The organism is Phycisphaerae bacterium (assembly GCA_018003015.1).
In the GTDB taxonomy this organism is placed as follows: Bacteria; Planctomycetota; Phycisphaerae; order UBA1845; family PWPN01; genus JAGNEZ01.
The window spans coordinates 154,051-167,134 of sequence record JAGNEZ010000004.1; the positions used below are offsets into that span (position 1 = coordinate 154,051).

The window sequence follows — 13,084 nt, forward strand, 5'->3', positions numbered from 1 at the left end:
GTTGATGCCTTTGATGGCTTTGTCCGAGTTCCTGGACATGATGGAGAGGATCGATCCGGGACTGGGTGCGCTCCTGATCGGAGCGGGTCTCGTGTTCATGCTGGTTGGCGCACGGGTGTTCAAGGTGCTGCTGGCAATCAGCATCGCAGCGATTGGCTTCCTTGTCTGCTGGAGCGCCCTTCCGTGGGACGTGGTTACTCGAGTCCTGACCGGGGTAGGAGTGGGAGTAGGGCTTGGTTTCGCGGGTGTGTTCCTCGTTCGAGCCGGGGTTGTCCTGTTGGCGGGTGGATGGGCCGGGCTCACCTGCGGCACGCTGGCTGGCACTTTCGGTGCCAACGAGTCTGCCACTTGGGTCGTGGCGGGAGTGGGCTTTGTCCTGGCGGTTTCGCTGGTCTTCGTCTACTACCAGGAGGTGATTGCACTCATCACCAGCCTGGAGGGCACGCTGCTCTTCCTTTCAGGGATGATTGCGCTGCTCAGCCGTTTTCCGTCGTTCTGGCGGGCGATAAGGCCGATCTTCCAGGATGCGCCCTTTTTCGCCGCTTTCGCCGTTCTTGCAGGAACGGTTACGGGCTACTACCTGCAGATCGCCGAACTGCAGAAGAAGAAGCTGGGCACGTCGGGCTGAACCGGAGGCCGGAGGGTGACCCTGAAAAGGCGGATCAGCGCGACTACTGTCTGATGAAGAACAGGCTGATGATCTGGATGATGAACTCGACCAAACTGGTCACGAACTCGGCGAGCGATTGCAGCAGCAGGGTAGGATCCCAGTTCATACCATATCCTCCATCTCACAGACAGTCTGGCCACGGCTCTCTCGGGTGAGTCGGGGCACTCGCTTGGTGTTATATCGGCAGTTGGGCTCCGCCGCCTCAATCGATCACTTGCCTCAAGGCTTGCTCGAATGATGCCAGGGTACGATGCCAGTCGATCGCCTGACCGTGTTCCTGGTTGCAGAGCCTCAGGAGGGCCTCTCGTGCGTCGATGCACTGTTCGCAGACACAGGGGTGATGGCTGGTCTGCCCGTCCTGGAAGTGAATGGGAGAGATGAAGTTCACCAGTTCCTCGCGCATGGTGTCCTGTCCGCAGCCGGGGCAGGGCACGACGAGTCCCTCCGCGAATGCGAGACCCCGGAAGCACCGCTTGGCATTTCCTCGGGTTTGCGGGCAAGCGGCGCCCAGGCACGGACCCAGCCAGCCGTCCGCCCGCCCCTGGCCTGCGCACAACCCAAGACCCCGCCATGTGCTCGGCCCAAACCGGTTGTCCATCACCGCCGCCAGATCGTTCCAGGCCCCTGCCTGGGAATCGCCCTCAAGCAGTTCGCGGAGGAAACGGTTGTCGTAGCTGCAATAGTAGGCGGGGGCGTCGAACAGGTCGTGGTGAACCTCAAAGAACAGCCCCTCGATAACCAGGGCCTGGAAAGCGGGCCCCAGGTTACCGTAGGCCCGGCCGGCCACCGCCTCGGCGGCCTGGAGGATCTCGCTCGCCGGGAGCGGAGAGGGCCAGATGCCGCCAGGGTTCTCCTGGCACGCGGCCAAGGCCGCCTGGATCAGAGCCTGCCTGGCGCTCAGCGGATGGTCCCCCCTCGTCGGGGCGGTCGATTCAGTGCTAACGCGAGGAATCAAGGCTGTCTCCATGGGATCGCCTCCTGGGTCTGCTCCATTTCATTACGCGGAATTCTCCGTCTCAACACCTCACGAAGCCGTCTGGCCGACTCGAGAATGCACCCGGGTGAGAGGGAGGGGCGCATCGGCGATGCGGTCAGCTTCCGAAAGGCAGGCGGGCGGCGTCATCAGGCGGTTCAGCGGCTTCTTCGTCGATGGCGGTTGGTGGTTCGCAAGGCCGGCTGGTTGGCCGGGACGAGGAAGGGGATGGCATGCTGGAGGCGGCCCTGGATCCGGGTGTCGGAGGCCGAACCGGTTCCATCAGGAGCCGCAGTCTGGCCGCTCCGTCCAACTGGAAGTACTCGATTTGGACCTGGTGAGGTCCCTCTGTCAGTTCGATCTCAATCCTCTTCACGGTGACTGCATGCGGTGTCCAATCATCGATGATCCGGCGACCGTCGATCGAGACGCGTACCCCATCGTCGGCGGCGGTCTCAACGAGATGGCGTCCGGCGGGCGTCGCGAGGGTCGCTGTCGCCACCATCCCGAATGATGTCAAAGGGAGGCCGGGAGCCGGCGTGTGCTTGTCCCAGTTGAAGTCGATGATCCTCCGTTGGCACCTGACGACGTCCGGTCCGTTCCGAGCGACGTTCCATCGATTGGTCATTTCCTGCAGGTCGTGGGTGGGGGGCCAGGAGAAGAAGCTGGTTTCCCAATCGGCGGTCACCGGTGATCGGCTGTGCCCCCGGGCCAGAACACGGTTCAGCGCTTCCCGCTGAATCGCCGGTGGCAGCGAGTGGTCGATCCGAATGGCCTCCGCGACTCGTTCCCAGTCGCCCAGTAGATTACGCAGCCCGGTGATCAGCCGGCTGGCGACTTCGATCTGGTCCTGATGCTGGCGTCGAGCCACGAGGACCTGCGGATACGGCACCGTGTCGCGGAAGACGATGAAGCGGTCCTGGCCCGCCGAAACCAGCATTCTGCCGTCGGGGCTGAACGCGGCGCTGGTCACGGTTGTTCGGTGCTCGTGGAAGGTCAAAATGTCATCGCCGGTTTCGGAATCGGACAGTCTGACGGTTCTGTCCGCTCCGGTGGACACGAACCGGTGCCCGTTCGGGCTGAAGGTTGACCAGAGCACCGGACCGTCCAGGATCATGGAGGCCACTGGAACGGGCTGGTTGTGCAGATCCCACAGGCGAAGACAACCGTCGGCACTGGAGGAGACCAGGTGACTGCCATCCGGGCTGAGGGCGATGTTGAGGATCTCAGCCTGGTGTGTGGAAAGCGTGTTGAGGCAAGCCCCCGTTCGGGTGTCCCAGATCCTCACCGTCATGTCGATGCCTGCGGACGCGCCCAGGCGACCGTCCGGGCTCGCGGCGACGGCCATGACCCAACCGTGGTGCCCCTGGCAGACGTGCACGCTGTCTTCGCAGGCGGCGCTGAGGTACTGCCATTCCCAGTCCCGCAAATCAGAAGGGGCCTCTCGGAGTCGACGTTTGCCGCTCCCGATCGCGCCGCCGCGGAGATCCAGCGATGCCAGGGTCATCTCTCGCACATAGACGGCCCGCCGAAGCTGTCCGGCTTGTTTCTGGGTCTGCTGTTCAGCGAGGAGTGCCCGGTCCCGGGACCGGGACGCCAGCACGACGCCGGTGATCGAGCCGCCAAGCCCGAGGAGAAGGGCGAAAAGGACGACGCAGGCCACCTTGTTTCGCCGAATGAACTTCATTGCGTGGTAAGCGAAGCTGGGCGGAGCGGCGAGGGTCGACTCGTTTCGAAGGTAACGTTCGATGTCTGCCGCGAGCTGCTCCGCCGACACGTAGCGGTGACCAGGCTCCCTGCGCATGGCCTTCAGGATGATGTTGTCCAGGTCACCTCTCAGCTGCCTCGCCAGCTGGTCGGGGCTTGCCCCCCTGACGCTGCTGATCGCCTTCGGCGTCAATTCGGTGAGCACGCCTCGCCGTCTGACCAGGACGCGCTTTCCGATGGCGTCACTCGGCCGCATCGGATCCTCGTCCGAACCGATGGCACGCTCGAGCTCCTGTTCTGAGCGATCGCCCGATTCTCGGGGCTGGTGACCGCTGAGCAACTCGTACAGGATGACGCCCAGCGCGTAGACATCGCTGGCCGTGGTGATGATCTCGCCGCGGACTTGCTCGGGGCTGGCGTATTCCAGGGTCATGAAGCGCTGGTCGGCGAGGGTGAGCTCCGGAGATCCTCCGTCTCGATGGGTCAGCTTGGCGATGCCGAAGTCGAGGAGCTTCGGGATGCCTCTGGTCGACACCTGGATGTTGGCCGGCTTGAGGTCTCGGTGCACGAGGGTGTTCTGATGCAGGAAATGCACGGCGGCGCAGACCTGCTGAAACAGTCTGAGGCGCTGAATCGTGGTGAGCCGGTGGTATTCGTCGCAAGCCTGACACGGGCTGAGAAGAGCGGGCATCGGGCCCACAGGTATTCTACCGGCCGAGAGTCATACCGCCAGAGCAGTCCTGCAGGGACGTGCCTGGGGGGCGGGCAGATCGTGATCCGGCCCGCGGCCGCCTAGCTTCTCGCGGCCAGAGCCACGGCCGCATCGAGGTAGTGTTTGAGCGAAGCCCGGACTTCGTTCATCGTGTCGCCGGCGAATTTCTCGAGAAAGGCCCTGGCAATCTCGAAGGCCACGACATTCTCCGCGACGACGCTGGCGGCCGAGACCGCACAGACATCGCTTCGTTCGTAGTCGCTGCGTTCGGATCTGAGGGTGGCGAGATTGACGCTGTCCAGGCCGCGGAGCAGCGTGGCAATGGGTTTCATCGCCCCGCGGACGACGACCGTCTGGCCGTTGGTCATCCCTCCCTCCACGCCGCCGGCATTATTGCTGCGGCGGGTGAAGCCCAGGCAAGGGGTGTTCCGGAAGGCGGGGTCGAAGTCGATTCCGTCGTGGACCTCGCTGCCGGGTCGGGAGGCGACGCCGAACCCCAGGCCGATCTCGGCCCCCTTGAACGCCTGAATCGAGCCCATCGCCTGCAGGAGGCGGCCGTCCAGCTTGTCCTGCCAGCGCATGCAGCTGCCCAGGCCGGGCGGGCAGCCGAAAACGCGGACCTCGACGAGACCGCCGATGGTGTCCTTATCCTCCTTGGCCTTGCGAACGGCGGCGGTCATCGATGCGACGGCCGCCGGGTCTGGGGTATAGAGGTCGTTAGCGTCTCGGGCATCTATGAGCTGGTCCGGGGACAGGTCGGCAGGGACCCGGGCCTCGGCCGGGCCGATTCGAGTGACGAAGCCGATGCAGCGGATGCCGAACGGCTGGAGCACGCTTCGGGCGATGGCTCCGGCGGCCACGCGGGCGGCGGTTTCACGGGCCGATGCCCGCTCCAGCGTCTCGCGGCAGTCGGTGGTGAGCCACTTGAGGCTGCCGGCCAGATCGGCGTGGCCAGGGCGGGGGCGATGGATCTCCGGGGCCTCGTCGATCCGCCAGTCCCGATTGGGGATCTGGATGGCGAGGGGAGAGCCGATGGTCCTGCCTCGCCGCACGCCGGACAGGATGTGGATTTCGTCCTTTTCGATGCGCTGCCGGGCGCCGCGGCCGTAGCCGCCTTGTCGGCGGGCCAGCTCATGGTTGGCCGCGGCGATGTCCAGCTCGACACCGGCGGGCAGCCCCTCAATCAGGGCGATGAGGGCCTGGCCATGGGATTCACCGGCAGTTCGGTACTCGAGTGTGCTCATGGCGTGCATTCTAGTCAGCTCGGCTTCCGCTCGCCATGAACGGTGTTCCATTGGTTCGCCCTCTGGCGGATAGTCATGTGTCTATGGGCGGGGGGCTTGCATCCGGCCGAAGGGATGGTATGATACCGCCGGACAAGTGAAGAGTTGCACGATTGCAGGTTCCCGCAAGGGATGAACAGGGAAGGGTGGTGAGAATCCACCGCGGACCCGCCGCTGTAATCGGATTGAGTCGGCCACGAAGTGCCATTGTTCGCAAAGGAGTGGGCCGGGCCTGATCGCAGGCCGGTGCCCCGCTCTTCGCGAGTGAGAAGGCGTGACTGATGGTGAGGAGCCGTTCGGGTCCTCACGTCCGTAAGCCAGAAGACCTGCCTGTGAGCGTGTTTTGTCTCGTCATGTGCCTCGGGCTGTGGGCACTGGACGATTGACCGGTTTCCCGCCGGCGGCCGACGGCCGCTCATGGAAGCCGGCTCCTTCGGTGGAGAAATCGACCCAGTACTCGCTGACGCGGGCACTGGGTTTCTTTTTTGGCGGCTCGCGGTCAGTCGCCGGAAGGAGTCGGTTCGCATGCGAGGATCCTCTCGTTGCCCCTGGTTGATGCTGGTTGTCCTGTCGGGGTTTCCGCTCGGCGGGCCATGGGCCCGGACCACGGCGGGTGATGTGGTGGGCGGGGTGGCTTTTCTGCCCGAGTACTGGGCCGGGGCCGGGTTGAACGAGGCCGTTCTGGTGGTCGATTTCAAGGCCACGGGCGGGAGGGCTTACACGTTCGGCTACCGCTGGGATGGCCCTGCCACCGGGTATGACATGATCACTGCCGTGGCCGCCGCTGGCGACCTGGACTTCGCCGCCGACTACTGGCCGGGGCTGGGTTACGCCGTCGACAACATCACCTACCGGGCCGAGGCTGGCGATGCGGGTCTGTATTGGGCTTACTGGCTTGGCACAGGCGACGGTGGCCAGATCGCGTGGTCGGAGGCGGCCACCGGGATGTCCGGTCGAACGCTGGCCAGCGGCGATTTCGATGGCTGGTACAACGGCTTTGACAACACCCGCCCGCGGCTGCCGGAGCCGGCCACGGCCCTGTTGCTGGGCGCGGCGTGCGTACTCCTGCGGCTGCGGGCGCGGCGATCGTGACCCGGGGACGGGGTAGAACGTCGGCGATTCCCCTGCCCTCTCGAGGTGGGGTACAGGAGGCAGCGATGACCGGCAGGCAGGTTCATGCGAGCGGGCGGCGGAAGCGGTGTCGGGCCGTTCGGACCGCAGTGTTCACCGCACTGCTGCTTGCGGCGGACGCGAGCCGGGTGGCGGGCGCCGGCGACCGGCCGGAAGACTATGCGGTGGAGGTGGTCGAGTATGTCGAGGGGACGGGCGTCCCCAAGGATTGGCTGGTGGGGATCAGGTTCAATAACCAGGTAGAGGTCGAAAGACCACTTCCACCTCTGAGAAGGCCCACAGTCGACACCACCGGCGATGGCTTCAATACCGGCTCGCCCAGTCAGGCCGTGCCGGTGGTGCCGGTCAATCCGCCTCTGCGGTACTACGAGCTTGTTTCGGTCGGTGAGGGCGGGCGGCTGATCCTCAAGCTGGGGCGGCCGGCCACCGACAACCCCGCGAATCCGTACGGGATCGATTTCATCGTCTTCGGGAATACCTTCGCCGTCATCGGCGGCACGACACCCTGGCGGAATGGCGACCCAAACCTGACGACACTGGGGACGGTGATGCTCTCTCGCGAGCCGGGTAAGGTCTCCGTAAGCAGGACCGGGCCCCCTGAGGCGTACGACTGGCACACGTTCGAAAACGGCCCGTACGCCGACGATTTCGCGCCAACGCTCGGGCGTCGATACGATCCCGCCGCTCCGGACCCTTCGCTGGGAGTGTGGAACCTGTGGTGGGGGCAGCCGACGGATCCGCGCGTGCCGCTCAAGCCCGCCTTAACGGCGACCCGAATCTCCGGGCGAACGGTTGCCCAGGCAGCCCGGTTGTACGGGGTGTCGGCCGGCGGCGTCGGCTTCGACCTGGCGGCGGTCGGGCTCGACTCGGCGCTGTACGTGAAGATCGAGAATCCGATCGGCAGCGGCCTCTCGCCGGATATCGATGCGGTGGCGATCGTGGACGCGGCCGCCGCCCAGGCGGATCCCGATCTGGATGGTGATCTGGACGTGGATGAGGATGACCTTGTGGTGTTCCGGGCCTGCGTGACCGGCGCGGCCATGGGGCCGCCCTCCGCCCCCTGCCGTCAAGCGGACCTGGACGGCGACAGCGACGTGGATCAATCCGACTTCGGCTTGCTGCAGCGCTGCAGGGGCGGGCCGGACGAGCTGGTCTTTCCCGATTGCGTGAGGTGAACGAGGGTAACGGATGATGCTCCTAACTGGCGACAGAACAGAATCGGACCAAGCTGCTCGGCGGCGGGCCATCGGCGGAAGGGGCGGCCTTCAGGCCGATCGGCCAGGTTTCACGCTGATCGAAGTGCTGGTGGTCGTGGCCGTGGTCGCCCTGCTGGTCGCGATTCTCCTGCCCGCGCTGGCCCGAGCCCGCGGGCAGGCCCGAGGGGTGACCTGCCTGAGCAACCTGCGCCAGATGGCCGTGGCCGCCCACACCTACACGCAATCGCACAAGGACCGTTACCCGATCGCCTACGCCTTCTCCATGCACGAATCCACTTTCACCTCGTACGCGTGGGATTTCACCAGCACCAGGGATTGGAGTGGAGGCGGGAGCCGAGTGGTGGCGGGCTTGCTGTGGCAGGGGGGAGCGGACAAGGATGTGCAGCAGTGCCCGTCCTTCCGCGGGACCTCGAATTGGCAGCAGGATCCCCGGACGGGGTACAACTACAATACGAGCTACATCGGGCACGGCACAGCCGAGTCCATCGTCGAACCGGCTCGCGCCGGCGATGTGCGAATGCCGTTTCGCTGCGCCCTGTTTGGTGACGGTGAGTATGCCGATGGGGCCAACAAGTTCATGCGCGCTCCATGGAAGAACCCTGGCGATGACAGCTTCACCGGGCGGTATTCGGGTACGCAGGGTTTCCGGCACGCCGAGCGGACAAACGTCGCCTTCTGCGACGGCCACGCCGAGCCCCGCGCACAGCGGTTCAACGATACCTACGCCGCCGACCAGGCGATGATTGCGCCGGGAACGGGTTTTCTGTCCAAGGACAACGGCGCCTACGGGGGGTGACAGGGTGCGCGGCCCAGGTCCTGGAGTTCGATTCCTGCGACCGCCGGTCTTTGACCGACAGGCGAAAGCGCTCGAGAGAGTCCCATGAAGAAAGAGGATCATCAAGAGGTCCAGCGGATCGTGGCCATGCGGGCCGTGCGGAAGGCCTGCCAGCTCTGCCAGTCGGTTCGTGACACTCTGGTGTCCGCCGAGACGTTAGCCAAGAAGGACAAGTCGCCCGTCACGGTGGCGGATTTCGGAGCCCAGGCGATCCTCATTGGCGAACTGGCCCGGGCGTATCCGGACGTGCTCGTGGTCGGGGAGGAGGATGCCAGCGCACTCCGCGATCCGACTAACGCGGCGATCAAGGATCGCGTCGTCGAGCAGGTGCGGAGGGTAGATTCCTCACTGGACGAACCACGGATCCTCGAGGCCATCGATCGCGGGGCCCATGACGGCGGCTCCGGCGGGCGGTTCTGGACGCTCGACCCGATCGACGGGACCAAGGGTTTCCTTCGCGGAGACCAGTATGCCATCGCCCTGGCGTTGATCGAGGAGGGCCAGGTGACCCTGGGCGTGCTCGGCTGTCCGAACCTGCCCTGGTTGGAGGGTGGCCCGGGGCCGACGACCGGGGAAGGGCAGGCCTGCAGACGGGGCTGTGTGTTCGTCGCCAGCCGGGATCGAGGAGCGTTCCTCTACCCGCTTCAAGGCGGTGAGGGGACTCAGGTTCGCGTGACCGACGTGACCGATCCCGCCCGGGCGTCCTTCTGCGAATCGGTCGAATCCGGCCATTCCTCCCACGGCGACGCCGCCCGGATCGCCACACTGCTGGGCGTCACCGCTCCGCCGTTTCGCATCGACAGCCAATGCAAGTACGCCGCCGTGGCCCGCGGCGACGCGTCCATCTACCTGCGATTGCCGATGTCCGAGGGTTATAGGGAGAAGATCTGGGACCATGCCGCCGGGTGGATTGTGGTTCAGGAGGCGGGCGGCGAAGTGAGCGACGTTCGCGGTCGTCCGCTGGACTTTGCCGCCGGACGGACGTTGAGCAGGAACCAAGGGGTGGTGGCCACGAACGGCCGACTGCACGACCGGGTCATCGCGGCCGTCAGGGAGACGCTCCGGATCTGAGCGGGCTGCGGGCCGAACGCGGCAGGCTGAGGCTACGACGCGGCACCGGCGGTAATAGGTAGGCAAGGGTACTCTGCGTATCGGTTCCAGGTTCGACGGACGACGTCGGCCATCATGTCGATGAAGAGCGGATGATCGTTGACCGTCTGAGCCCGTGTCACGGCCACGCTGATCTCCCGCCCGATTTCGACCATCCGGTGGTCCAGTTCGTAGATGACCTCGACGTGGTCGGTGGTGAAGCCGATGGGAATGAGCACCGCCGCCGACAGGCCGCGCTGCTGTTCGGCGCGCAGGTATTCCGCGACGTCGGGCCCGAGCCAGGGCTCCTCCGGCCGCCCGCTGCGGCTCTGGAAAACCAGCACCCAGTCCTTGCACTCGAGCTGATCGACCACTTGCTGGCAAGAAGTTCTTATTTGGTCAACATAGCGGCATTCATCCGCCATGGCGACGGGGATGCTGTGGGCGGTGAAGAGCAGTCGGGCCCTGGGCTGCATCTGGGGTTCAAGCCGGCGGAACGCGGCACGGACTTGGTCGACGTTGGCACCGATGAACTTCTCGTGGTCATACCAGTCCTCCACGTAGGCCACCTCGACGTCCGGCAGGCCGCGGGCGACGAGTCGGCGTCGGGCGTCGCGAATGTCCTGCTTGTATTGGCCGCAGCTCGGATACGAGTGGTGGGGGGCGGAGATGAAAGCGATGACCCGGCGGGCACCCTCCCGGGCCAGGTCCACGAACATGTCGGACAGATAGGGGTGCCAGTTACGCATGCCCAGGTGAATTGGGACGTCGATCCCGGATTCGTGGAGCTTTTGGCGAAGCCGCCGGGCCTGGCGCTGGATGATCTCGGTCATCGGCGAGACGCCTCCAAAGAGGTTCAGATAGCGCTCGGCGATCTCGTCGATGCGGGCTCGCGGGACGGGCTTGCCACGAACGACGTTCTCCAGGAAAGGGCGAACGTCGCCGGGCCCGTTAGGGCCACCGAAACCGATGATGACTACGGCGTCAAAGGGTGTCCTTGTGGAATCCATGCCTGCAGTCTGCGCCCTTTCGGGTGAACGATCAAGAGGCCAGTCGGTCTTGCTTCGGCCCTGATCTCCAGCCAAAGGGGGGACACGCGGCGGGCTGGCCCGTGCAATGAGTGAATCCGACGGGGAATCGTCTATCGGCGATGAGCGAGGGGAGAAAGGCGGACTATGTCGCGATGAGCACCGCCATGGGGCCTGTCCGGAGACCCTCGGCAAAGCCTGCGTCGAGGAAGCGGAGCGGTATCCACCTGGCGAAACCGCGGCTACGGCACGATGGTCGCCTTGTTGACAACGATATCCGTAACCGGCACATTCTCAAACGTGCTTCCGCTCGGACCTTGTTCGTTGCCGACCGCGACAGCCGCCATCGCGTCAACCACCGTCATATCCGCCACTCGAGCGAAGACGCTGAAGCCGCCGTTCTGGTTGTCCAGGTTGCTGGAGTTGTCAACCAGGTTGAAGAAGAACTGGGACGTGGCGGAGTCCTCGTTGCCGCTGACCTTGGCCATGGCCACAGTGCCGCGCACGTTGCTGCGGCTGTCGCTGAACTCGTTCTCGATCGCCGAGCGCACACCGGTCTGGGCAGTGAGATCCGCCAGGTATCCCCCGCCCTGGACGACGAAACCCTCCATGACCCGGTGCATGATCGTGCCGTTGTAGAACCCGTCATCCACGTACTGCAGGAAGTTCACCGACGTGATGGGCGCGTCGTCCAGCAGAATCTCCATGCGGACGTCGCCCAGGGTCGTCTCAAGCTTGACGTAGGGGGCGGTGACCACAGTGAGTGTCACCGTCGCGGAGTCCGTGGCCCCGTTGCCGTCATCGACGGTCAGCTGGAAGGTCAGATCGCCAGCCGCGTTGGGCACCTCGAAAACGGCTTGAGCGGCGGTAGTGCTGCTGAGGACAACGCTGGTGCCGGCCGTCTGAGTCCAGGAGTAGGTCAGGGTATCCAGATCCGGGTCCGCACTCTCTGATCCGTCGAGCGAGGCACTGATGCCGGGAGCGACATAGCGTGCGTCACCGGCGTCGGCAACCGGGTCGCGATTCTCGCCGCTCGGCGAATCGGCGGAGGTTCCTGCGTAGTCGGAGTAGTTCATGCTCGCGCTGTTCATCGAGACCGGCGTCTTGGGGAGGTAAGTCAGAGAGACGCCGTTTCCGGCCGTCTTGGTGATGGTCGACATCGCGGCGATCGCGTCGGCGACCTCCATCCCCTCAACGACGCGGCCGATGACCGTGTAGTCGACCGGCGAGCCCTTGTAGTCGAGGCTCGAGTTCGTGCCCAGGTTGATGAGCAACTGCGGCGCCCCGGACGCGGCTCCATCCGGGCCGTAGAGTGCAACTCGTCCGCGGAAGTTGGTCAGACCATTGTCGGAGTCATTCATCAGCGGTTGGGCGTCCTGGGCGGCCAGCAGGTGGTTGTATCGGCCGCCAATCAGCCACTTGCCGCCCTTGACCTCACTGAAGACGGCATCGTCGTAATAGCCAGCGTCGAGATACGTCTTGAAGTTCGTGGCCGCCGTGGTCTGCTGGGTGAACAATTCGATGACGATGTTGCCCTTGTTGGTGGCCAAGGTCACCTGGATGCTCTCGGTCGAGGGCCCTGACCCGGAAGGCGTGCTGCACTGCTGGCCGAGGGCAAAGGGGATGAGCACGAGAACAGCGAGATTTCGTCTAAACATGGCAACTCCAACAGTGTCAAGTACTTGACGCGACACGGCCGCTGGCATTATACGCCGGGCACCGTTCGCCACCAACGCGATAGGCCCTGGTTGCCATCGCGTTGGATATGAAAGCGCTATCGGCCATTGAGAGACGCATCGCCAGAGGAAATGGTGCTGATAAACCTTGTGGAGAGAATCAGTTGCCGCACATTGCGTACATAGCACTGGGTTCGAACCTGGGCGATAGACGGTTGTCCGTCACGCAGGCTGTGGCCGCCCTCAGTGCCGACGCCGGGGTGGGGGATGTCGTCTTGTCCTCGCTGTACACCACGGATCCCGTAGGCGGGCCGGCAGGCCAGGGGCCGTACCTTAATGCGGCCGCCAGGCTGGAGACGCTGCTTGGGCCGGAGAGTCTGCTCGAGCTGCTGCTGGAGATCGAGCGGTCGTTGGGTCGTGTCCGCCAGGAGCGGTGGGGCCCGCGAACGATCGACCTGGACTTGTTGCTGTATGACGACCGGATTATCGACCTGCCGGGCTTGACTGTACCCCATCCGAGGATGCACGAACGCCGTTTTGTCCTCGAGCCGCTGGCGGAGATTGCCCGCGACGTTGTGCATCCGATCCTGGGCAAGAGCGTTGCCCGGCTGCTCGAGGAGCGAGTTGAAGCCGATCGGCACCGGGCGTTGATTCACTCCTCGGGTGCGGGGGGCGGGTGAGTCTGGCCTGGGCGCCTGGCTGCGGTCCGGCCGCGCTCCCCCCCCGGTGGATGGTGAGGGCGTGACGGTGATTTGCCGCAAGC

Annotated in this window: 11 protein-coding genes and 1 riboswitch; of the genes, 6 read left to right on the top strand and 5 right to left on the bottom strand. The window is 65.0% G+C overall.

The annotated features are described in order from the left end of the window. Window positions 1–4 precede the first annotated feature (4 nt). On the top strand, window positions 5–628 hold the full coding sequence (locus KA354_03200; protein MBP7933635.1) for a hypothetical protein: 624 nt from the start codon (window positions 5–7) through the stop codon (window positions 626–628). Window positions 629–872: 244 nt separating this feature from the next. On the opposite strand, the gene KA354_03205 is transcribed toward KA354_03200, so the two are convergent. The 3 genes from KA354_03205 to aroC all read right to left on the bottom strand — a co-directional run bounded on the left by KA354_03205 (window position 873) and on the right by aroC (window position 5,306). Next, complete coding sequence (locus KA354_03205; protein MBP7933636.1) at window positions 873–1,637, bottom strand: hypothetical protein; 765 nt, start codon at window positions 1,635–1,637, stop codon at window positions 873–875. 124 nt (window positions 1,638–1,761) lie between these two features. After that, complete coding sequence (locus KA354_03210; protein MBP7933637.1) at window positions 1,762–4,041, bottom strand: protein kinase; 2,280 nt, start codon at window positions 4,039–4,041, stop codon at window positions 1,762–1,764. 101 nt (window positions 4,042–4,142) lie between these two features. Beyond that, the gene (gene aroC, locus KA354_03215) at window positions 4,143–5,306 is read right to left on the bottom strand and encodes a chorismate synthase (GenBank protein MBP7933638.1); all 1,164 of its coding nucleotides are present in this window, start codon (window positions 5,304–5,306) and stop codon (window positions 4,143–4,145) included. A gap of 139 nt (window positions 5,307–5,445) precedes the next feature. After that, window positions 5,446–5,694: riboswitch (cobalamin riboswitch) on the top strand. 176 nt (window positions 5,695–5,870) lie between these two features. Between aroC and KA354_03220 the strand changes: the two genes are divergently transcribed. From KA354_03220 to KA354_03235, 4 genes are all read left to right on the top strand, one after another. Next, window positions 5,871–6,437 (top strand): PEP-CTERM sorting domain-containing protein, encoded by a 567-nt coding sequence (locus tag KA354_03220; protein ID MBP7933639.1) that lies wholly within the window; start codon window positions 5,871–5,873, stop codon window positions 6,435–6,437. 65 nt (window positions 6,438–6,502) lie between these two features. Next, on the top strand, window positions 6,503–7,651 hold the full coding sequence (locus tag KA354_03225; GenBank protein ID MBP7933640.1) for a hypothetical protein: 1,149 nt from the start codon (window positions 6,503–6,505) through the stop codon (window positions 7,649–7,651). A 13-nt stretch (window positions 7,652–7,664) separates the two neighbouring features. Continuing rightward, complete coding sequence (locus tag KA354_03230; protein ID MBP7933641.1) at window positions 7,665–8,489, top strand: DUF1559 domain-containing protein; 825 nt, start codon at window positions 7,665–7,667, stop codon at window positions 8,487–8,489. A gap of 84 nt (window positions 8,490–8,573) precedes the next feature. Further along, window positions 8,574–9,599, top strand: a complete 1,026-nt coding sequence (locus KA354_03235) for a 3'(2'),5'-bisphosphate nucleotidase (GenBank protein ID MBP7933642.1) — start codon at window positions 8,574–8,576, stop codon at window positions 9,597–9,599. A 32-nt stretch (window positions 9,600–9,631) separates the two neighbouring features. Here the strand turns inward: KA354_03235 and hemH are convergent, their stop codons facing one another. Both hemH and KA354_03245 read right to left on the bottom strand, forming a co-directional pair. Continuing rightward, window positions 9,632–10,627, bottom strand: a complete 996-nt coding sequence (gene hemH / locus KA354_03240) for a ferrochelatase (GenBank protein MBP7933643.1) — start codon at window positions 10,625–10,627, stop codon at window positions 9,632–9,634. Window positions 10,628–10,887: 260 nt separating this feature from the next. Then, window positions 10,888–12,303, bottom strand: a complete 1,416-nt coding sequence (locus tag KA354_03245) for a peptidylprolyl isomerase (protein MBP7933644.1) — start codon at window positions 12,301–12,303, stop codon at window positions 10,888–10,890. Window positions 12,304–12,410: 107 nt separating this feature from the next. Here KA354_03245 and folK point away from each other — a divergent pair, with 107 nt between their 5' ends. After that, a complete protein-coding gene (gene folK / locus KA354_03250; GenBank protein ID MBP7933645.1) occupies window positions 12,411–13,001 on the top strand; it encodes a 2-amino-4-hydroxy-6-hydroxymethyldihydropteridine diphosphokinase in 591 nt (196 codons plus the stop codon). Window positions 13,002–13,084: the final 83 nt, after the last annotated feature.

What these genes read in the sequence shown, in the direction of transcription:
- hemH (MBP7933643.1), bottom strand. Translation starts at nt 10,627, where the DNA reads ATGGATTCCACAAGGACACCCTTTGACGCCGTAGTCATCATCGGTTTC.
- KA354_03220 (MBP7933639.1), top strand. Translation starts at nt 5,871, where the DNA reads ATGCGAGGATCCTCTCGTTGCCCCTGGTTGATGCTGGTTGTCCTGTCG.
- aroC (MBP7933638.1), bottom strand. Translation starts at nt 5,306, where the DNA reads ATGAGCACACTCGAGTACCGAACTGCCGGTGAATCCCATGGCCAGGCC.
- KA354_03225 (MBP7933640.1), top strand. Translation starts at nt 6,503, where the DNA reads ATGACCGGCAGGCAGGTTCATGCGAGCGGGCGGCGGAAGCGGTGTCGG.
- KA354_03235 (MBP7933642.1), top strand. Translation starts at nt 8,574, where the DNA reads ATGAAGAAAGAGGATCATCAAGAGGTCCAGCGGATCGTGGCCATGCGG.
- KA354_03245 (MBP7933644.1), bottom strand. Translation starts at nt 12,303, where the DNA reads ATGTTTAGACGAAATCTCGCTGTTCTCGTGCTCATCCCCTTTGCCCTC.
- KA354_03200 (MBP7933635.1), top strand. Translation starts at nt 5, where the DNA reads ATGCCTTTGATGGCTTTGTCCGAGTTCCTGGACATGATGGAGAGGATC.
- KA354_03230 (MBP7933641.1), top strand. Translation starts at nt 7,665, where the DNA reads ATGATGCTCCTAACTGGCGACAGAACAGAATCGGACCAAGCTGCTCGG.
- folK (MBP7933645.1), top strand. Translation starts at nt 12,411, where the DNA reads ATGAAAGCGCTATCGGCCATTGAGAGACGCATCGCCAGAGGAAATGGT.
- KA354_03205 (MBP7933636.1), bottom strand. Translation starts at nt 1,637, where the DNA reads ATGGAGACAGCCTTGATTCCTCGCGTTAGCACTGAATCGACCGCCCCG.
- KA354_03210 (MBP7933637.1), bottom strand. Translation starts at nt 4,041, where the DNA reads ATGCCCGCTCTTCTCAGCCCGTGTCAGGCTTGCGACGAATACCACCGG.